Below are 19,636 nucleotides of genomic sequence, written 5' to 3'. Positions count from 1 at the left end.
AGCCCCGCCCGTCCCGGCCCCAGTCGCGACAGCAGGCCCGCCAGCAGGACCCACAACCGGGGCTCCCTCTCGAGTCCCGGTGCCCTCAGCGCCCGGTGCAACGCGACGAAGTCCCGCGCCACCTCCGGGTCGTCGAGCACCGCGCAACCTCCGAGCAGCAGCTCCTCTCCGGGAGGCTCGTCCTCCGATTCAAGCCCAGAGGGAGAAGAACCGCCCAGGAACGCGGCCGGCACGAGCATTCCGCACAACACTCCCGGCCGCCCGCCTTCACCGCGCAGCGCGTGGACCTCTCCCGGGGGAATGACGACCAGACTCCCAGGCAGGGCTGTCAGACGAGCGCCTCCACATGACACCTGCTGGACATGTCCGGCATCCAGCGTGAGCTGGAGTTCGTCGTGGACATGCAGCGCCTGGGAGTTCGCTCGGCCACTCACCCGATACAGCACCAGCCCTGGATACGACACCGGGCGCCAGACCTGCGCCGTCGCATAGCCGTCCCATTCCGTCGCCATGGCCTGCTCCCGCCCCGTCATGCACGGGTGTCAGGAAAGCTAGACGCGACGACAGGCCCTCACAGCTGGCCGGGAGGCCCCGGGTTGCTGTCCGCTGCCGGGCAGTCCCCTTCAGCGCGGCGCGACAGGCGCGGGCTCGCCCACCAGGACGCGTGCACGGCCGTCCATGGAGAGCTGCACCTCTTCCACCGTGGCGAAGCCCGCCGTGCGAGCCAGCTCGGCCAGGTGCCGCATCCACGGGTTGTAGGGCATGCCGTTGTCGGAGCAGCAGGGCACCACTGCGAAGGGAAGGCCGTGCCGGGCCGCGTACTCGATGATGATGCGAGTGGCGCCATCGGGGTGCATGCCCACCACCAGCTCCGCGTCGCACGGCTCCTCCAGCGTGAAGGGGCGCTGGGCGTACGTCACCGGCAGGTGCTTGTGCCGCAGGTCGAAGGTCGTGACAGCCCGGCCGCGCCGGGTCAGCGCCTCGTTGAGACGCCCCTGGCCTCCCGCCACGTCGAAGACGCGAGGGGCCACGAAGCGCGACACGATGAAGTCCGCGAAGAGGTCGAAGCGACGCTTGTCCGCCATACCCGGCCTCCTCTACCCGAGCCAGACGCCAAGTGCACGTCCCCCGCCGCCCGCCCGCTCCTCAGGCGCCGAGGCACACCGTGGCCAGGAGGCGCTCGATGACGAGCCGCCCATTGCCGGAAGACTTGAGCGACAGGTCCGCCTCCGCGCACGCCACCAGCGAGCCCAGCAGCTCCTTGCGCTCGTAGCCCGCGGCGGCCTTCATGCTGAACGTGAGCGCCCAGGCGTTGGGCATCTTGCGCCGCGTGCCCTTCAACTCCGCCTCCAGCTTGGGAAACACCCGGGCCTCCACGTCCTTCGCGGTGCGTGGGGGGGTGCCCCCGGCGTAGCGGAACATCCACTCGTGGGCCTCCAGCAGGCCGCGAACGATGGAGGCCACCGCGCCCAGCAACTGGAGCGCATGGGTCCCCTGCCCCATCGCGTCCTCGGCGTACGACAGCGCGCCGCGGAAGTCCCGCTTCTGGAGCGCCTCGGACAGCTCGAAGAACTCCTCCTCGCGAGCGTGGTGTACCAGCGAGACGACATCGGAGCGCTCGATGGCCGGCCCGTCCGAGTAGGTGGCCAGCTTCTCCAGCTCCGACTGGAGCAGGCGGATGTTGCCGCCGACGCGCTCCTTGAGTTCCTCCAGCGCGCCGGGCCCCAGCTTCTTCTTGAAGGGCGCCAGGAACTCCTTGGCGATGTCGGAGAGGTCCAGGTCCTTGTGGCGAGCGGCCACCTTGCGCTCGACGACGTGGCCCTTGTCCTGCACCAGCTTCACCAGCGGATTCTTCGCGTCCACCTCCGTGGCCGCCATCACCAGCGAGTGCCCCGCGGGGACTCCCTTCTGGATGAGGTCCATCAGCACCGTGGCGTCGCCCTCCGGCGCGGTGATGCGCTCCTCCTTGCAGAAGGCGGCAGCCTCCTTGAGGAAGGCCACGTCCGCTTCGGCGAGGTCGACGTTCAGCTCTTCCTTCCACTGCTCCACCGACGGAGCGCCAGACGCGGACGGGTCCAACCGGTCCACGCCCCACCCCGCGCGCGCGGCCAGCGCCAGCAGTCTCCGCGCGCCTTCCTTGCGCTTGCCCGCCTTCCACGCCTCGCGAGCCTTGGCCAGCGGATCTCCCCGTCCCTTCTTCGGCGCGAGGAACTCCGGGTCCCTCACGACGACGACCTTGCGGCCAGGGAACAGCGGCATGGTGGCCAGCTCCTGCGCCACCTCGCGCGGGCTGCCCGCGTCCAGCGTCACCAGGTTGAGCCCCACCGCCGCGTCGGGGACGAGCACCTTCACCAGCTCGTCGGCGCCCTTGCGGACCAGGTACTCCTCGCCCCACAGCAGGTACAGCGGAGAGACCTTGCCGGCCTTCACGCCCGCGAGCACGTCGTCCAGGTCCGAGCTCATCGTGCGGTCTCCGTGAACAGGTCGATGAGCATCCGCTCCAACTGCAGCCGGGGCGCGCCGTTGCGAGCCACCGCCGCGCGCGCCACCTCCAGCAGCGCGTGACGACGGTGCAGCCCCGCGTCGGAAATACGCGAGGCCACCTCCTCCGCCAGCGAGCGCAGGTCCCGGTTCGCCAGCGAGTCCTCGCGACCGGCCCTCACCAGCGCCACGTCGCGCGTCCACAACACCAGCAACTCCAAGGTCGCCTCCGCGTCCTCGCGCGAGCCGCCGTGCTCGTCCGCGAAGCGCAAGAGGCCCACCGCGTTCTCGCCGCGCAGGGACTCGAAGGCGGTGACGACGTCCTTGCGTCGCGCCAACGCTTCCACGTCCAGCGCCAGCGCGCGGCCCAGGCTGCCACCGGCCATGATGGCCGCGAGCTGCGCGGTGTCAGCGTCCAGCTTGCGCTCGGTGCGCACGCGCTCGGCGACGAGCTCCACGGAGAGCGGCCCGAAGTGCACCTTGCTGCACCGGCTGCGGATGGTGGGCAGGAGCTTGTCCATGGCGTTGGCCACCAGCACCAGCGTGGTCTCCGACGGAGGCTCCTCCAGCGTCTTGAGGAACGCGTTCTGCGCCTGCACGTTCATCGCCTGCGCGGAGATGACGATGGCCACCTTGCGACGAGACTCCAGGCCGCGCAGGGCCAGCCGCTCCTGGAGCCCACGAATCTGCTCCACGCGAAGTTCACGACTCGGCGTGCCCGTGAAGTCCGAGCGCCCCGCCAGCCCGCGCGACACGCGCTCATCGTCCGGCATCACCCACGTGACGTCGGGATGGAGTCCGCGCGCCACCCGCACGCAGCTCGCGCAGGCGCCACAGCCCACGTTCGGCTGCTCGGGGCAGGTCAGTGCCTGGGCGAGCCCCACGGCCGCGAGCTCCTTGCCCACCCCCTCCGGCCCAGCGAAGAGATACGCATGGTGCACCGCACCACCGCGAAGTGCCGCCTGAAGTGAATCAATCGCGCGGGGCTGTCCCAGCACCGATGCGAGCGTCATGGCGCGTGTATCCCTGCTTGCGCGCCACGCGTCAACCGCTGCCTTGACCCTCATGCGAGCGCGGGCCAGAGTCGGGGGGCTTTGCTGCCTTTTCTCCAGAGCAATCTGTCGCTGGCCGTGGGAGCGGTCCTGGTCCTCCTCCTGCTGGGCGCGCGAGCCTCCAGCGGCGACGCGGACCTGAAGCGGGACCTCACCGGGGCCCTCCGACTGCTGGTGATGTTCCTCGTGGTGCGAGTGGCCGCCTGGGCCCTGCCGCACACGACGCCCCCCGGGCCCATGAAGGCGCTGCAGGTCGCCTGGATGCTGACGTTCGCCTTCGGCGTCATCCGGGCAAGCGTGGGCTTCGGGCTGAAGCTGATGCGGCTGCGCTCCTCGGGCGTGGCGACGCCGAAGATTCTTCGCAACGTCATCGACTTCCTGCTCTACACGCTGGCCGCGGTCCCCATCCTCCAGACGCAGCTCAACCTGGACCTCACGGGACTGGTGGCTACGTCGGCGGTGCTGTCGGTGGTCATCGGTCTGGCGCTCCAGGAGACGCTGGGCAACCTCTTCGCGGGCCTGTCGCTGCAGCTCGACAAGCCCTTCGAGGTGGGCGACTTCATCCGCATCGGCGAGCACACCGGACGCGTGGCCCAGGTCAACTGGCGCTCCATCCGCATCATGACGTTCCGCCGCGAGCTGGTGACGTTGCCCAACTCGATGGTGGCCAAGGAGCAGCTCAAGACCTTCTCCCAGGACCGGGAGCCGGTGGGCGTGGACGCGCAGGTGCGGGCCACCTACGACACCCCTCCCAACGTGATGAAGGCGGCGCTGCTGGACGTGGTGCGGGAGATTCCCCAAGTCCTGGTGGACCCCGCGCCCATCGCCCGCACGCTCGCGTTCGACGAGCAGTGCGTGCGCTACATGGTCCGCTTCTTCGTGAATGACTTCTCGCTCGCGGACGCCGTCACGGCGGAGGTCTACACACGGCTGTGGTACCGGCTGCGGCGCGACGGCGTGGAGCCGCCCGTGCCCCATCGCGTGGTGCGCATGCGCGAGGACGCCCTCAGGCCGGAGTTGCCCGCGCACACCGTGCTGCGGCTGCTGCGCGCGGTGGACCTGTTCGAGCCCCTGGCGGATGCGGACCTGGAGCGGCTGGGCCAGGAGGTCCACGTGCGCCGCTTCGGCCGGGACGAGCACGTCATCCAGGAGGGCGACGACGGCCGCACCTTCTACGTGCTCGCCTCCGGAGAGGTCAGCGTGCGCGCGGGCAAGTCCCAGGCGGAAGTCACTCGACTGGGCCAGGGAGGCTACTTCGGGGAGATGTCGCTGCTCACCGGAGAGAAGCGCGCGGCCACCGTGGTGGCCCTGGAGGACTCGCTGCTGCTCGAGGTGGACCGCCCCACCTTCGCGCGGCTGTTCGCCGAACACCCCGGACTGGCCCGGCAGCTCTCCGCCATCCTGGCCCAGCGGCGCACCCAGCTGCGTGCCGTGGCCCAGGCCAGCGGCGCCGGCACGGACCCCATCCCCGCCGAAGTGGGCCGGATTCTGGGCCGGCTGCGCCAGATTTTCGGCCTGCACGCGTCGCACGAGTAGGCCCTGGAGACCCTCGTCCCCGGGGGCCCTTCGCGCCCCGGTTGGGCCTGCTCGCCCTACCCGCCAGGGAGTCCATCGGGCGGTGTCTGCGGCGCCTTCCCCGTCAGAGGGAATGTCAGACCCCTCCGGTAGTATGTCCTCATTCTCGCTACCGGAAAGGAAGTCGACATGACCACCCTTCGTGAGACCCCGTGCGTTTCCGTCAACCAGTTGGGCCAGTACCTCACCGGAACGCCGTCCCTCCGCAAGCGCATCATCCACGGGCAGCGCAACCCCGTGGACCCCCAGTACCTGCGCTACCCCGCGGCCGCCCAGGCCATCACCGAGTACCTCTGCGAGGGCCGTGACGAGGTCATCCTCCGCTACCACCAGCGCCGGCTGCTCAATGCCCAGCCCGACTCCGACTTCGACGCGCACCGGCTGGCCTTGTGCGCCGAGGCCCTCCAGCGCTGCCTCGCCGCCGCGGACGACCTCGTCTCGTGCGCCGTCGCCAGTCCGGCGGACCTGGACCCGGCGCCCCTGGAAGTCGCCGGTGTCTCCGTCAAGGTCCGGCCGGAAGTGCTGCTGCGCGGCGTGGATGCGCGCGGGCAGATGCGCTCGGGCGTGCTGAAGCTCTACTTCTCCAAGCACGCGCCGCTGGATGAGCGCGCCGGCCAGTACATCGCCACCGTGCTCCACCGCTTCGCCGAGGAGCGACTGGAGCAGCGGGGCCCCGTGGACCCTCGGTTGGTCGGAGTGTTCGACGTGTTCGCCGGCCGGCTCTTCGTGGCGCCCAAGTCCCAGCAGCGCCGGCTGAACGACGTCCTCCTCGCGTGCGAGGAAATCGCCGGCTGCTGGAACCGGAACTGAAGGCTCGCCGGCCCCGTCCGCCCCAGGCAGACAAGGGGCCGGTGTTCATTTCCGGGACGCGACTTCCCGTATCCGCGAAGGCGCTTCGCGGATACGCGGGGGACCTCCCTGGGAAGCCAGGGGGTTTCCTGGCGTGAGAGACTGGCACGGCCTTCGCTTTGAGAGGCCGCCATGGACTCGCTCCGCCAGGATTTCCGTTACGCGCTGCGCACGCTGAGACACTCCCCGGGCTTCACGCTGGCCGCCGTATTGACGCTCGCGCTGGCCATCGGCGCGAACACCGTCCTCTTCAGCGCCATCCACGCCATGCTGCTGCGGCCGCTTCCGTTCCAGATGCCGGAGCAACTGGTTCGCCTGTGGTGCAAGCAGGAGGTCATCAGCACCGCCTCCCTCTCGCCTCCCGAGCTGCTCGGTTGGCGGGAGCACGGCCGCGGCTTCACGGGGCTCGCGGGCTTCACCCGGCAGGACTTGAGCCGCACGGGGGGCGACACTCCCGAGCGGGTCCGCGCGGGCCGCGTCACCACCAACTTCTTCAAGCTGCTGGGGGTCGCCCCCGCCCAGGGGCGAGACTTCCTGGACGAGGACGCGCAACCTGGCAACAGCTCGAGCGTGGTGGTGGTGAGCCATCGCTTCTGGCGAAAGTCGCTCGGTGGCGCGGCGGACGCGGTGGGCTCGTCGTTGCAGTTGGACGGGCGCACCCACACGGTGGTGGGTATCCTGCCGGAGGGCTTCACCTTCCCGGAGTTCAACGAGGACGCGGACCTCTGGCAGCCCCACTGGCTGGACCCGGAAGCCCACGGCAACCACTACATGCAGGTGGTGGGGCGGATGGCGCCGGGCGTCACGCTGGAAGCGGCGACGGAGGACCTGCTGCGGGTGGCCCTGGCCATCGCCCGGACCGAACCGGGTGAGAAGCCGCACAAGGTGACGTCGGCGCTGTGGCAGCAGTACCTGACGTCCAGCAGCCGCCCGGTGCTGTGGACGCTTTGGGCAGCGGTGGGCTTCGTGCTCCTCATCGCCTGCGCGAACGTGGCCAACCTGCTCCTGGTACGCGCCCTGGCGCGGCAGCGGGACGGGGCCATCCGCGCCGCGCTCGGCGCCAGTCGGGGCCGCCGGATGCAGCAGGCGCTGGCGGAGAGCGTGCTCCTGGGCCTCTTCGGTGGCGCCCTGGGTCTGCTGTTGGTGCTGTGGGGCATGGAGCTGGTGCGCGCGCTGTTGCCCCAGTCGATGTTGCGCATGGCGCCCGTGGAGCTGAGTGTCCCGGCGCTGCTGTTCAGCCTCGCCCTCTCCGTGGGCGCCGGGCTCCTCTTCGGCCTCGCGCCCGCGCTGCACACCGCCGGCATGGATGTGCTGCCGCTGTTGAAGCAGTCCGGGAGCGCGGTGGGCGCCCGGGCCAACCACCCCCTGCGCAACGCGCTGGTGGCGGTGCAGCTGGCGCTGGCGCTGGTGCTGCTGGTGGGCACGGTGCTGATGGTGCAGACGCTGCGCAACGTGCAGGCGGTGGACCCGGGGTTCGACGCGGAAGGCGTGCTGACAGCGCGGCTGTCACTGCCCGAGGTGAGGTACGGCACCCCTGACCGGCTGCGAGGTTTCTACGGCGAGTTGCTGGAGCGCCTGCGCGCGCTGCCCGACACGGAAGCGGTGGGTCTGGTCAACGACGCGCCCCTGGGAGGAACCAACGCCAACGGAAACTTCACCCTGGAGGGCGCGATGGACCAGGACACCGACCGCTACCTCACCGAGTTCCGCGTGGCCACCCCGGACTACTTCCGTGCGATGCGCATCGCCGTGCGCCAGGGGCGGGAGTTCGGCGCCCAGGACTCCGCGAAGGGCGCTCCCACCATCATCGTCAACGAGGCCTTCGTGCGAACGTTCCTGGAGGGCGGCAACGCCCTGGGGCGCAGGGTGCGACTGGACTGGAGCGACTCCGGCTCCTTCCGCGAAATCGTCGGCGTGGTGGAGGACGTGCGCCACTTCCGCCTGACGGAGCCCGCCACGCCTGAGGCGTACCTGCCTTATGAGCAGTATCCGGTGAAGACCATGTCGGTGCTGATGCGGACGCGGCGCGAGCCGTCGATGCTGGTGTCGTCTGTGCGCCAGGAGCTCAAGGCCGTGGACGCCGAGCAGCCCATCTATGACCTGGCGCCGTTCGCGGACCGGATGGACCGCCAGCTCTCGCGGCCCCTGGCCACGGCGAGACTGCTCGCGGCCTTCGCGCTGCTCGCCGTCATCCTGGCCGGCGTGGGTGTCTACGGCGTCATGGCCTACGCGGTGGGTCAGCGCACGCGGGAGCTGGGCATCCGCCTGGCGTTGGGCGCGCATCCCAGACAGGTGCTTGGGCTGGTGATGCGCCAGGGACTCCAGCTCACGCTGGTGGGCGTGGGCGTGGGGCTGCTGGCCGCGTTCGGCTGCATGCGGCTCCTGACGACGCTGTTGTACGGCGTGCAGGCCAACGAACCTGGCGTCTACGTCAGTGTCGCCGCGGTGCTCGCGAGCGTGTCGCTCATGGCCACGTGGTTCCCCGCGCTGCGCGCCAGCCGCGTGTCGCCGTCCATCTCGCTGCGGGCGGAGTAGCACCGCCACGACTCGCCGTGTGGGGAGGGGCAGTGCGGAACGCCCTTCCCCATCAGCGTCAAGCCCCTGGTCTCCGTCGCTCCTTGGGCTGACGAACACGTGGGTTGAGTTCACCCCATCCCCTTGCTTGGGTGACGAGGAGCGCACCAGCGGACGTCCCGGACAGTGGGCCCTTTGACGCTTGGCGATGGAAGGGTTTAAGAGTCCGCATGCACTTCGACTGGACCTTTCTGGTTCGCGTGAGCGCGCTGGTGTTGCCCGCCATGCTGCTCATGGTTCTGCATGGCGCGGCGGCGAACGCCGCGGAGACGAGCGCCCCGATGGAGAAGCTGGCGAGCCGCCGCATCTTCTTCGGACACCAGTCGGTGGGCGGCAACATCCTCGACGGAGTGAAGCAGCTTCCCGCCTCCCCGCAGGGGCTGGTGCCGCGCGTGGTGGAGGTCCAGAGCCCCACCGAGTCGCTGGCGCCCGGCACCCTGGCCCACGCCATGGTGGGACAGAACGAGAAGCCCGAGTCGAAGATCGCCGACTTCGAGCGGATGATGGACGCGGGGCTCGCGAAGTCGACGGACGTGGCGTTCTTCAAGTTCTGCTACATCGACTTCAACGGGGCCACGGACACGCGCGCGCTGTTCGAGAAGTACCGCGTCGCGATGGAGGGCCTGAAGGCGCGTCACCCGGGAACCACGTTCGTCCACGTCACCGCGCCGCTCACCACGGTGCAGCGAGGCGCCAAGGCGTGGCTGAAGGAGCTGCTCGGCCGACCGGTGTGGGGCATCGCCGAGAACGTGCAGCGCGAGACGTTCAACGAGCTGATGCGCAAGGCGTATGGCGGCAAGGAACCCCTCTTCGACCTGGCGCGCCTGGAGTCCACGGCGCCCGACGGGACACGGGAGACCTACGAGCTGAACGGGCAGACGTGGCCGGCGATGGTGCCGGGCTACTCGGACGACGGCGGCCACCTGAATGCAACGGCGCAGGCGCGGCTGGCGAAGGAGCTGCTCAACTTCCTGGCGGGCCTGCCCGCGCCCGTCGTGCAGCCTCCCATCCCCGCTGTCCAAGCCACGCCGTGACATGATGCCGTTCCATCAATCACTGTCGCGCAAGCTCGGGGGCCTCCTGTCCCGCCTGAAGTTGAGGCGATGTCAGGAGGTGGGGGACTCGCCCACGGTGCTGGGCCGCGTGTGGATTCACGGCGCGGGCCGCGTGCACGTGGGCTCCCGCGTGGTGCTGGATGGACGGCTGGCTCCCATCGAGCTTCACGCCATGTCCAGCGACAGCCTCATCATCCTGGGGGACGACGTCGCCATCGAAGGCGGCGCCTCCTTGGAAGCCCTGAGCTCCATCACCGTGGGCCCGGGCGCGAGGCTGGGGGCGTTCATCAAGGCGATGGACAACCAGCACCACCCGCTGAGGGGCAACCGCCACGAGCGGCCTCCGTCGGTGCCGATGGTCATCGCGGAGGGGGTGACGGTGGGCAGCCGCGCCATCCTCCTGCCAGGAGCGCAGCTCCAGAAGGGCTGCACCGTGGCGCCCGGCACCGTCATCTCCCGCAAGATTCCCGCGGGCGTGACGGTGGGCGGCGCGCCCGCCCGGGTGTTGCGCAGGGAGGTGACGGGATGACGTCGCGAATGCCATTCGTCCGGGTGCCTGCCGTAGTGGCCCAGTTGGAAGCGCTGCGCAAGTCCGTGGAGCCTCGGGCCCAGCGCGCGGTGGCGATGGTTCGCGCCCGCTGGCTGTTCCGCGCCGTCCAGTCGGTGGGGCACAACGTGGCCGCCTACGGGCCCATCTCCGTGCACAACGCGGGGGAGATGGTGCTGGGAGACCGGCTCACCTTCGTGGGCGGAATGCTGCCCAGCTCGCTCGTGTGCCATCCGGGCGCGCGCCTGAGCATCGGCGAGGAGACCCAGTTCAACTACGGTGTCTCTCTGGAGGCGTGGAAGTCGGTGAGCGTGGGAGCCCGGTGCATGTTCGCGTCGTTCATCCGGGTGGGAGATCGGGATGGACACCACACCGCGCCCATCGTCATCGAGGACGACGTCTGGGTGGCCCATGGCGCCATCATCATGCCCGGGGTGCGCGTGGGGGCTCGCTCGGTGGTCGCCGCCGGCAGCATCGTCACCCAGGACGTGCCGCCCGACACGCTGGCCATGGGCAATCCCGCACGCAACATGAGCCTGGAGCTGGTTGCTCGCGACACAGGCAGCTGAGCGCCTCAAGCCTTTTTCCCGGGTGCGTCTTCTTCACGCCCGGATTGCTTCCGCACCCTTCCACCGCATTTCCAGACAGGACTTCCTACCGTGAGCATTCGTGAACGCATTCGTACCTTCATCGTCGACACGTTCTTCGTGGACGAGTTCGGCGATGACGACTCCTTCCTGCGCAAGGGCCTCATCGACTCCACGGGGATGATGGAGCTGGTGGCGTTCCTGGAGCAGGACTTCGGCATCAAGCTGGAGGACAAGGAGCTGGTGCCGGAGAACCTGGACTCGCTCACGCGCGTCGTCGCCTTCGTCGAGCGCAAGCAGCAGCGCCTGCCGCAGGTAGGCTGAGAGCGAGCGCGCCATGTGTGGCATCGCGGGCTTCACCTACCCGGCGGGAGGGGGCGCCGGGGCCGCGCGGGAGGAATCCGCCGAGCGGCTGCGCCGGATGACGGCCAGCATCCGCCACCGGGGCCCGGACGCGCAGCGGGCCCTGTTGCTGGACGGCGTGGCCCTGGGCCATACGCGGCTGTCCATCGTCGACCTGGCGGGCGGACACCAGCCCATGCGGGACGCGGCGACGGGGCTTACCGTCGTCTTCAACGGGGAGATCTTCAACCACGTGGAGCTGCGCGAGCAGCTGTCGGGGCAGTACGCCTTCCGCACGCGCTCGGACACGGAGGTCATCCTCGCGGCGTTCCTGGCGTGGGGCATCGACTGCGTGCGCCGCTTCGAGGGCCAGTGGGCCTTCGCGCTGTGGGACCCGCGTGACGCCACGCTGTGGATGTCGCGAGACAGGGTCGGCATCTGCCCGCTGTTCTACGCGGAGCTGCCCGGGGGACACCTGGCGTTCGGCTCGGAGGCCAAGGCCCTGTTCGCCAGCGGGCTGGTGACGCCGTCCCTGGACGCGCGAGGGCTCAAGCAGACCTTCCAGCTGTGGTCGCCGGTGGCGCCGCGCACCTCGTTCGAGGGCGTCCGGTTGTTGCCGCCCGCGCACTCGGCGCGGTTCCGCGCGGGGACGCTGGAGACGTTCCGCTACTGGGACCTGGACTTCGGCGTGGAGCCGAGCACGGCAAGCAACGAGCGCATCCAGGAGGAGCTGGGCGAGGCGCTGGAGCGCGCCGTGCGGCTGCGGCTGCGCGCGGACGTGCCGGTGGCGGCGTACCTGTCGGGTGGACTGGACTCCAGCCTCCTGTGCTCGCTGGCGCAAGAGCAGCTGGGCGGGACGCTGCGGACGTTCTCCGTGGGCTTCGCTCACGCGCGCTTCGACGAGCGTCAGCATCAGACCACGGTGGCGGAGCAATTGCGCACGCAGCACCGCGTGGTGGAGATGAGGGACGGAGACATCGGCACGCTGGTGCCTGGCGTCATCTTCCACGCGGAGCAGGCGATGATGCGCTCGGCGCCCGCGCCCTTCCTGAGGCTGAGCGAGTGGGTGCGGGAGAACGGCATCCGGGTGGTGCTCACGGGAGAGGGCTCGGACGAGATGTTCCTCGGCTATGACCTCTTCAAGGAGACCAAGGTCCGGCAGTTCTGGGCTCGGCAGCCGACGTCGAAGTGGCGGCCCCTGCTGTTGCGAAAGCTCTACCCCACCCTGTCGGTGAGCCAGCAGAACGTGGAGCTGCTGCGCGAGTTCTTCGGTATGGGGTTGGAGGACCCGGGGAGTCTGGGCTTCTCGCATCTGGTGCGCTGGTCCAACAGCGGTCGAATCCTTCGGTTCCTCGCGCCGGACTTCGCGGCGAGCCTGGTGGACGAGGACCCGATGGCCTCGGTGCTGGCGACGGTGCCGAAACACGTGGCCTCGTGGCGGCCCCTGGCGCGCGCGCAGTACCTGGAGGCGAAGACGCTGCTGTCCGGATATCTGCTGTCCGCGCAGGGCGACCGCATGCTGTTGGGCAACGCGGTGGAGGGACGCTTCCCCTTCCTGGACACGTCGGTGATGGAGCTGGCCGCGCGCATCCCCGAGCGCGTGCGCCTGAAGGGGCTGGACGAGAAGCACGTCCTCAAGCGGTTCGCCCAGGGCCGTGTCCCCGCGTCCATCCTGGAGCGCAGCAAGTTCCCGTACCGCGCCCCCATCGCCGGAGCACTGGTGGGGCCGGAGGCGCCCGCATGGGCCAGGGAGCTGCTGGCGCCCGAGGCCATCGCGAAGGTGGGCGTCTTCGACGCACGAAAGGCGGAGCGACTGGTGGCCAAGCTGCGCGCGCCCAACGCGGCGGAGAGCGAGGCCGACACCATGGCCCTGTTCGCCATCGCGTCCACGCAGTTGCTCGCGCAGCACTTCCTCACCCCGCGTCCGTTGCCTCAGGCCGACGTGGACGCCGTGGTGCTGGAGGCCGCATGAGCGCGACGGATTCAGCACCCGCCTGGGTGCCTGGCCATGCCGAGCCCCCGACAGTCGCCCCTGCCTGGGGACGAGAGGGCTCATGAGCGCGACGGACTCCGCACCCGCGTGGGTGCTTGGCCATGCGGAGCGAACACCGGACGCGTCGGCGGTAGACTCACCGTGGACACGGCTCACGTATCGACAGCTCGCGGAACGGATGCGGGCCCTCGCGGGACACCTGCAAGCAGCGGGCGTGATCCCCGGAGACAAGGTGCTCATCGCCCTGCCCCTGGGCTCGGCGGGCGCGGTGGCCGCGCTCGCGGTGCAGTCGCTGGGCGCATGCGCGGTGGAGCTGGACCGGGAGACGGGAGCGACGTCCGTCGACGCCATCCTCACACAGACTGGCGCACGCCACGCCTTCATCTTCGGGCAGGACACACGCAAGTGGACGGGCAAGCCAGGACTGGGACACCTGTACGTGGTGCACTCCGCGCGCCCGCCCGAGCGGATGCTCCAGGCGCTGTCACCCGCGACGTGCACCTGGGTGCAGGAAGACGGAGCGCTGGATGCAGACACCCAGGTGACGCCGCTGGACGCGCTGCCCGTGACGCCGGCCCACGCCCACGCGTCCATCGTCTACACGTCCGGCAGCACGGGCACACCCCGAGGCGTCATCCAGACCTTCGGCAACATCGCCGCGAACACGCGCTCCATCGTCGAGTACCTGGGCCTGTCCTCCCGTGACAGGGCGCACCTGGTCCTCCCCCTGCACTACTGCTACGGCAAGAGCGTCCTCCAGACGCACCTGCTCGTGGGCGGCTCGGTGTTCCTGGACCCGCGCTTCATGTACCCGCAAGTCGTGCTGGAGGCGATGGTGGCGGAGAAGAGCACGGGCTTCGCCGGCGTGCCGCTCACCTTCGAACTCCTGCGCAGACAAGCCGGCGCGGAGGCCCTGTCGAAGCTGCGGCTGCGCTACGCGACGCAAGCGGGCGGCGGCATGTCGCCCGACACGATTCAGTGGACGCGTGACGCGCTCTACCCCGCCGAGCTGTACGTCATGTATGGGCAGACCGAGGCCACCGCGCGACTGAGCTACCTGCCACCGACCCGCGCCACGGAGAAGGCCGGCTCCATCGGCGTGGCGATTCCCGGCGTCGAGCTGCGCGTGGTGGGCGAGGACGGCAAGGCACTGCCCACGGGCGAGACGGGCCACCTGGTGGCGCGCGGCGCCAACGTGACACCGGGCTACCTGGGCGACCCCGAGGAGACGGCGGCCATCCTCAAGGATGGCTGGCTCTGGACGGGTGACCTGGCGTGGCGGGACGCGGACGGCTTCATCTTCCTCGTCGGCCGCGCCAAGGAGATCCTCAAGGTGGGCGGCCACCGGGTGAGCCCCGCGGAGATGGAGCATCAGCTCGCGCGGCACCCCTCGGTGCGAGAGGTCGCCGTCGTCGGCGTGCCGGACGCTCTGGGGGGTGAGGCGGCCTGCGCCGTGGTGGTGCTCCAGGAGGGCGTCGAGGTGAAGGAGGACGACCTGCGGCGGTTCTGCAGGGAGTCGCTGCCGGCGCACAAGGTGCCCCGGCACGTGGTGTTCGTGGAGGCGCTGCCGCGCGGGCCCAGTGGGAAGGTGCTCAAGGCGGAGCTGCGCACCCAATATTCGTCGGTCGGTTCTTCGTGAAGGGATTGAGAGGGGTCCACACAATGAGTTTCTCCAAGCAGGTGCTGGAACTGGATTGGGAGGCGAAAGCCACCGAGCTGTCCGAAGGGCTGCGCGAGACGGTGCTGAAGAAGCTGCGCAAGCGCGGCCTCGTGGTGGCCATCTCCGGCGGCATCGACTCCGCATGTGTCGCGGCGCTGGCCGTGCGCGCGCTGGGGCCCGAGCGCGTCTTCGGCATCCTCCTGCCGGAGAAGGACTCCAGCGGATGGAGCTCGCAGCTGGGCCGCAAGCTCTGCGAGAAGCTGGGAATCAAGTACCAGCTCCACGACATCGCCCCCATCCTCGAGGCCGCCGGCTGCTACCGGCAGCGCGACGAGGCGGTGCAGTCCGTCTTCCCGGAGTTCACGCCCGACATGAAGTGGAAGATTGTCATGCACGGCGACCGGCTGAACACGGACGCGGTGAACTTCTTCTACGTCGTGGTGCAAGTGAATGGCGAGGAGCGCCGCTTCCGGCTGCCGCCCCAGGCGTATACGCAGATTGTCGCCGCGACGAACTTCAAGCAGCGCACGCGGAAGATGATGGATTACTTCCACGCGGACCGGCTGAACTTCGCGGTGGCGGGCACGCCCAACCGGCTGGAGTATGACCAGGGCTTCTTCGTGAAGCTGGGCGACGGCGCAGCGGATGTAAAGCCTATCGCCGGCCTCTACAAAACCCAGACATACAAGCTGGCCAAACACCTGGGCGTCATCGACGAAATCACCAGCGGCGAGCCGACCACCGACACGTTCAGCCTTCCCCAGTCGCAGGAGGACTTCTACTTCTCCGTGCACTACTCGCAGCTGGACTTGCTGATGTGGGCCAAGAACCACGCGGTGTCCACGGAAGAAGCCGCGCAGGTGATGGGCCTGACGCCCACGCAGGTGCAGCGCGTCTACGACGACATCGACCAGAAGCGCCGCAGCACGGCCTACCTCCACTCGCCGCCGCTGCTGCTGGAGAAGGTGCCGGAGCTGGAGCCGTACAAGCTCGGCTGAGTCCGGAGCCCGCCCGAGTGGCGGGAGGCACTCCACCGCCTCCCGCCCGGCGCGCCGCTCACTCGAACTCGTCGCAAGCCTCGGCGCGGACAGGAATGCCCTGTCGCGCGTCGTCGCGGACGTACAGCTCGCCCTTGCGGAAGAAGTCCTGACCGCCCTGCAGACGCACCACGTTGCGCTTCGCGTCCGCCACCGACCACTGCAGCGTCTCTCGCGTGCCTCCCGCGTACGCCACCTCCAGCGTGGACGCACCAGCGGTTCCCGCCTTCACGGCCGTCAGCTTGCCTGCGAGGCTGTCCTGCCCGAAGTCGACCTCCAAAGCGCCGTCCGACTTCACCGTCACCGCGGGGATGGCCGAGCCACAGGGCTGGTCGATGACATAGCCCTTCCCCTTGCGATGCACCTGCACCCACCGGCCCACGAGCGCCTTCACATCCATGGCGCCCGACGCCGCGGAGGCCTCGCCACCCGCGCGCACGGGACAGTCCAGCTCCGAGTACGCCAGCTGACCCACCCGCACCTGCTTCCCCTGGACGACGCGCACGGGCACCACGTCCGGCGGCGGTGACTCCGCGAACACCTGCACCGAGTCACCCGAGGCCAGCGCCACGCCGCGATTCGCCCCATCCACCGTCTTCAGCGCCGCCTGCGCCGCCTTCACCTTGCACGTCGCCAGGGCCGTCGAGGATGAGCGCGCGAAGCCGTCCTGGCCGGACCACCCCGCCCCGCAGCACCCCGTCCCAGGACCCTTCAACACCAGCCGCTCGGATTCCAGACTCAGCGTCCAAGTGCCTCCAGGTTGAAAAGTAGACAGTGTCCAATCCTTCGCGGACTTCTTCCGCACGGACAGGGCGCAGTCACATTCACCCATGCCCTGTCCTTGTGGAAAAGTTGATGTGTATTGGACGAGCGTCTGGTTGTCGCCCTCGAGCACCGCGAGGGTGCCGCCCTCTCTGGCATAGACGCCGGTGAGGGACTGTTGCTGCGCGGCGGCAAGAGTGGCCCACAGACACAATGACGCGCCTGCCACGAGCCCATAACGCAGTGCATTCATTCGCGACTCCTTGTTCGAGTTCCGCGGGGAATGGCGCCTGTCCTAGCTCTGGCGCACCCAGGAAGTCAGTCAATTCCGTGGGGGGTCGAGGCAACTCTAATTCTCAGCGCTCGACAATCCTGACATCTGTTGTTCCCACACCCCCATCGTTTCCAATCGCGGAGCGCCCATGTCCCCCCGCATTGAAGGTCGTCAGCAGACGTACTCGCCCACTTCGACGCAGGCCTCGGGCCTGCCGCAGGGCCGTGACGCGCAGCTGAACCTGCAGCAGCTCTGGCCGTACATCGAGAAGTACGCGCAGAAGTACGGCGCGGACCCGAAAGTCCTCGCGGGCATCGTCGCGCAGGAGTCGTCGTTCAAGAACCACGGCGTGCACCAGGACGGCACGGGCCACGGGCTCATCGGCCTGGACGACAACGGCCTGCTGCCCTCGTTCGAGAAGTGGTCTGGCATGCAGGTGGGCCGCGGGGCGAACGCGCAGACGATTCCGCCCGAGAAGCAGATGGAGTTCCTCGCGAAGACGATTGGCGATCTGACCAAGAAGCACGGCAGCAGCCTGGCCGCCGCGCGCGAGTGGCACCGGGGCGCTGGCAACATGAACGACGCCCGGGGCCAGGACTACCAGAACAAGATCCAGAACCACATGAACACCCTGTTCCCCGGCGGCAAGACGCCGAGCGGAACGACGGCCAACGTGCCCGACAGCACGGTGACGGGTGGCAACACCAACACCACGCCGGGCACCAAGCCGGGTGTGGCGGCGAACCAGGCGGACCCGCGCAAGCCGGTGGGTGAGTCGGACTATCAGATCAAGAAGGGTGACACGCTCTGGGGCATCGCCTCGAAGCTCAAGGGCCAGGGCATGGAGGGCTCGCACTGGGATGTCATCAACCAGATTCGCGAGATGAACCCGAAGATCACCGACCCGAACCTCATCCTCGCGGGTGACTCGCTCAAGCTGCCCGGGGTCGCGGGCAAGGACCAGAGCACCTTCACGCCGGGCACGAACAAGCCGGGGCCGGTGGACCTCAACCCCAAGCCCACGGGCCCGCAGGCCACGGACGGCGCCGCCCCTGTCACGGGTGACGGCCGCGTGGACCCGAGCAAGGTTCCGCAGATCAGCCAGTACAACCCGGCGGGCAAGAACGGCTCGTACACGAACGGCCCGGCGAACTGCGGCCCCACGTCGATGGCGCAGATCGCTCGCGCCAACGGCTACGGCAAGGACATGACGGACGCGCAGCTCATCAACCACCTGGGCAAGATTGGCGGCACGTCGTCCAACGGCACGGGCGTCAACGGAATCTCCGCGATGGCGAAGGCGATGGGCAAGGAGTCGGTGATGAAGGGCCCCGGCGCCAACGTGGAGTGGATCACCGAGCAGCTCAAGGCGGGCAAGCTGGTGGTGGCCAACGGCGACTACCACGCCATGCCTCCGCACCAGAACGAGGGCCGCACGTCCGGCCACTACGTCACGGTGGCGGGCATGGATTCCAAGGGCAACTTCATCGTCCGGGACCCGGCCGATGCGAACGTGAAGACCATTACGCCGGAGCAGATGAAGCACTTCCTGAGCTCCAACCCCAACGGCGGCTACCAGATGGCCATCGGCTGATGCGGATGGAGTGAAGTAGGCTTGCGCGGACCGGCACTCCCTGGGTGTCGGTCCGTTGCGTTTCCACACCCCGAGGTCCCGCGATGACGCAGAGCAAACCGACGCACACCTGTCTCTCCTGCAAGAAGACCGAGGGGAGCGAGGTGATTGGCTCCAACTACATTTCCACGGGCGAGAACGGGATGATCGTCCGCTTCTGGATGTGTGACGCATGCGCCCTGACGATGGGCCCCGACCAGGGCCCCATCGACATGGACGAGCCCGCCGGGGCCGCGCAGCAGGGCTGAGACGAGCCCTCGCGCGGGGCGAGGAGCCGCGCGAGGGCCCGTATCGGCGGGTGGCCAGGAGTCCACGACGGGGTGGAGCACGGGCAGCGGGCGGGGTATGGAATACGGCGTCCCCGCCCCCGTCGGAGAAGTCATGAACAAGCTCCTTGGCCCTGTGTCCTTCGTCCTCGCCTCGGCCGCGCTCGCGGTGGCCCTCTGGGCCCCGGGGCGTACCGAGGCTCCCTCCGCCTCCGAGCGGCCCGAGCCTGTCGCCGCCCTGCCCGCCAGCCAGGAAGGCCTGGAGCGGCGCATCCAGGCGCTGGAGGACACCACGCTGAGCCTGTCCCGGCGCCTGATGGAGCTGGAGCGGCGGCCGGCGGTGGCCGGGACGGACGGGGGTGGCGCCGCGGCGCCCGCGCTGACGGCCGAGTTGGATCAACTCCGCGCGGAGGTGCGGGGGCTGATGACTGGGGAGACCCTGAGCACGGAGGGTGGCCGCGAGGCGCTGAAGGACGCGATGCGTTCGGTGCAGGAGGAGATGCGCACCGAGCAGTTCCGCTCGCGGCAGGAGGAGTGGATGCAGGCGCAGGTCCGCTCGACGGCTCAGCGCACGGAGCGAATCAAGCGGCTCGTGTCCGAGGCGAAGCTGAACTACTCCCAGGAGCAGGAGCTGACGCGCCGGTTGGAGGCCGAGGAGACCACGCGCAACACCCTGTTCGAGGAGGTGCGCACTGGCACGAAGAATCCGCGTGAGATTCGCCAGGCGCTGCGGACGCAACGGGAGGAGACGGACCAGGCGATGACGGCCCTGCTCGATGAGGGCCAGCGAGCCAAGTACGACGTCATGCGGCGCGAGGAGCAGATGAACTCCCGCCCCCGTGGCAATCGTGAGGGTCGGTCTCAGGACCCGTAGTCTGGGATTGGGAGGAGCTGTCCTGACAGGGCATGGCTGGCATCACCCCCAGACAGGAAGAGCAGCCCTCGAAGT

Annotated in this window: 18 protein-coding genes; 13 read left to right on the top strand and 5 right to left on the bottom strand. The window is 69.3% G+C overall.

The window, feature by feature from the left end; genetic code table 11:
* From HR086_RS15225 to holB, 4 genes are all read right to left on the bottom strand, one after another.
* Positions 1-512, bottom strand: a 512-nt coding sequence (locus HR086_RS15225; protein ID WP_174465984.1) for an AraC family ligand binding domain-containing protein, incomplete at its 3' end; no start/stop codon positions are given.
* A gap of 111 nt (positions 513-623) precedes the next feature.
* Positions 624-1,085: a hypothetical protein gene (locus tag HR086_RS15220; RefSeq protein WP_174455060.1), complete on the bottom strand. Its 462-nt coding sequence runs from the start codon at positions 1,083-1,085 to the stop codon at positions 624-626.
* Positions 1,086-1,146: 61 nt separating this feature from the next.
* Positions 1,147-2,463, bottom strand: coding sequence for a DNA polymerase III subunit delta (gene holA / locus HR086_RS15215; RefSeq protein ID WP_141647601.1), 1,317 nt, complete (start codon positions 2,461-2,463; stop codon positions 1,147-1,149).
* Positions 2,460-3,494, bottom strand: a complete 1,035-nt coding sequence (gene holB / locus HR086_RS15210) for a DNA polymerase III subunit delta' (protein WP_174461972.1) — start codon at positions 3,492-3,494, stop codon at positions 2,460-2,462. Before holB ends, holA begins: the two co-directional genes overlap by 4 nt.
* An 81-nt stretch (positions 3,495-3,575) precedes the next feature.
* Here holB and HR086_RS15205 point away from each other — a divergent pair, with 81 nt between their 5' ends.
* The 10 genes from HR086_RS15205 (at position 3,576) to nadE (ending at position 15,713) form a co-directional block, all read left to right on the top strand.
* On the top strand, positions 3,576-5,069 hold the full coding sequence (locus tag HR086_RS15205; protein ID WP_174455057.1) for a mechanosensitive ion channel family protein: 1,494 nt from the start codon (positions 3,576-3,578) through the stop codon (positions 5,067-5,069).
* Positions 5,070-5,237: 168 nt separating this feature from the next.
* Positions 5,238-5,918, top strand: a complete 681-nt coding sequence (locus tag HR086_RS15200; protein WP_174455056.1) for a hypothetical protein — start codon at positions 5,238-5,240, stop codon at positions 5,916-5,918.
* A gap of 171 nt (positions 5,919-6,089) precedes the next feature.
* The gene (locus HR086_RS15195) at positions 6,090-8,492 is read left to right on the top strand and encodes an ABC transporter permease (RefSeq protein WP_174465983.1); all 2,403 of its coding nucleotides are present in this window, start codon (positions 6,090-6,092) and stop codon (positions 8,490-8,492) included.
* Positions 8,493-8,701: 209 nt separating this feature from the next.
* Positions 8,702-9,565: a hypothetical protein gene (locus tag HR086_RS15190; protein WP_141647596.1), complete on the top strand. Its 864-nt coding sequence runs from the start codon at positions 8,702-8,704 to the stop codon at positions 9,563-9,565.
* A 1-nt stretch (position 9,566) separates the two neighbouring features.
* Complete coding sequence (locus HR086_RS15185) at positions 9,567-10,115, top strand: acetyltransferase (RefSeq protein ID WP_174465982.1); 549 nt, start codon at positions 9,567-9,569, stop codon at positions 10,113-10,115.
* Entirely contained in the window at positions 10,112-10,702 is a 591-nt protein-coding gene (locus HR086_RS15180; RefSeq protein WP_141647594.1) for a DapH/DapD/GlmU-related protein, read from the top strand. Before HR086_RS15185 ends, HR086_RS15180 begins: the two co-directional genes overlap by 4 nt.
* A 90-nt stretch (positions 10,703-10,792) precedes the next feature.
* Positions 10,793-11,044, top strand: a complete 252-nt coding sequence (locus tag HR086_RS15175; protein WP_141647593.1) for an acyl carrier protein — start codon at positions 10,793-10,795, stop codon at positions 11,042-11,044.
* Between the two features lie 13 nt (positions 11,045-11,057).
* Complete coding sequence (gene asnB, locus HR086_RS15170; protein ID WP_174465981.1) at positions 11,058-13,034, top strand: asparagine synthase (glutamine-hydrolyzing); 1,977 nt, start codon at positions 11,058-11,060, stop codon at positions 13,032-13,034.
* An 82-nt stretch (positions 13,035-13,116) separates the two neighbouring features.
* Positions 13,117-14,694, top strand: a complete 1,578-nt coding sequence (locus HR086_RS15165; RefSeq protein WP_174465980.1) for a class I adenylate-forming enzyme family protein — start codon at positions 13,117-13,119, stop codon at positions 14,692-14,694.
* A 23-nt stretch (positions 14,695-14,717) separates the two neighbouring features.
* Entirely contained in the window at positions 14,718-15,713 is a 996-nt protein-coding gene (gene nadE / locus HR086_RS15160; protein WP_174455051.1) for an NAD(+) synthase, read from the top strand.
* 58 nt (positions 15,714-15,771) lie between these two features.
* Here nadE and HR086_RS15155 read toward each other — a convergent pair whose 3' ends face one another.
* On the bottom strand, positions 15,772-16,767 hold the full coding sequence (locus HR086_RS15155; protein ID WP_174465979.1) for a hypothetical protein: 996 nt from the start codon (positions 16,765-16,767) through the stop codon (positions 15,772-15,774).
* A gap of 169 nt (positions 16,768-16,936) precedes the next feature.
* Here HR086_RS15155 and HR086_RS15150 point away from each other — a divergent pair, with 169 nt between their 5' ends.
* The 3 genes from HR086_RS15150 to HR086_RS15140 all read left to right on the top strand — a co-directional run bounded on the left by HR086_RS15150 (position 16,937) and on the right by HR086_RS15140 (position 19,561).
* Positions 16,937-18,382 carry a C39 family peptidase gene (locus tag HR086_RS15150; protein WP_174465978.1) on the top strand — a complete coding sequence of 482 codons (1,446 nt, stop codon included), beginning with the start codon at positions 16,937-16,939 and terminating at the stop codon, positions 18,380-18,382.
* 83 nt (positions 18,383-18,465) lie between these two features.
* A complete protein-coding gene (locus HR086_RS15145) occupies positions 18,466-18,669 on the top strand; it encodes a hypothetical protein (RefSeq protein ID WP_174465977.1) in 204 nt (67 codons plus the stop codon).
* A gap of 133 nt (positions 18,670-18,802) precedes the next feature.
* Entirely contained in the window at positions 18,803-19,561 is a 759-nt protein-coding gene (locus HR086_RS15140) for a hypothetical protein (protein WP_141647743.1), read from the top strand.
* Positions 19,562-19,636 lie beyond the last annotated feature (75 nt).

This window comes from Myxococcus sp. CA039A (assembly GCF_013336645.1).
GTDB lineage: Bacteria > Myxococcota > Myxococcia > Myxococcales > Myxococcaceae > Myxococcus > Myxococcus llanfairpwllgwyngyllgogerychwyrndrobwllllantysiliogogogochensis.
The sequence above is the reverse complement of the archived record's forward strand: the minus strand, read 5'-3'. Positions and strand labels throughout refer to the sequence as shown.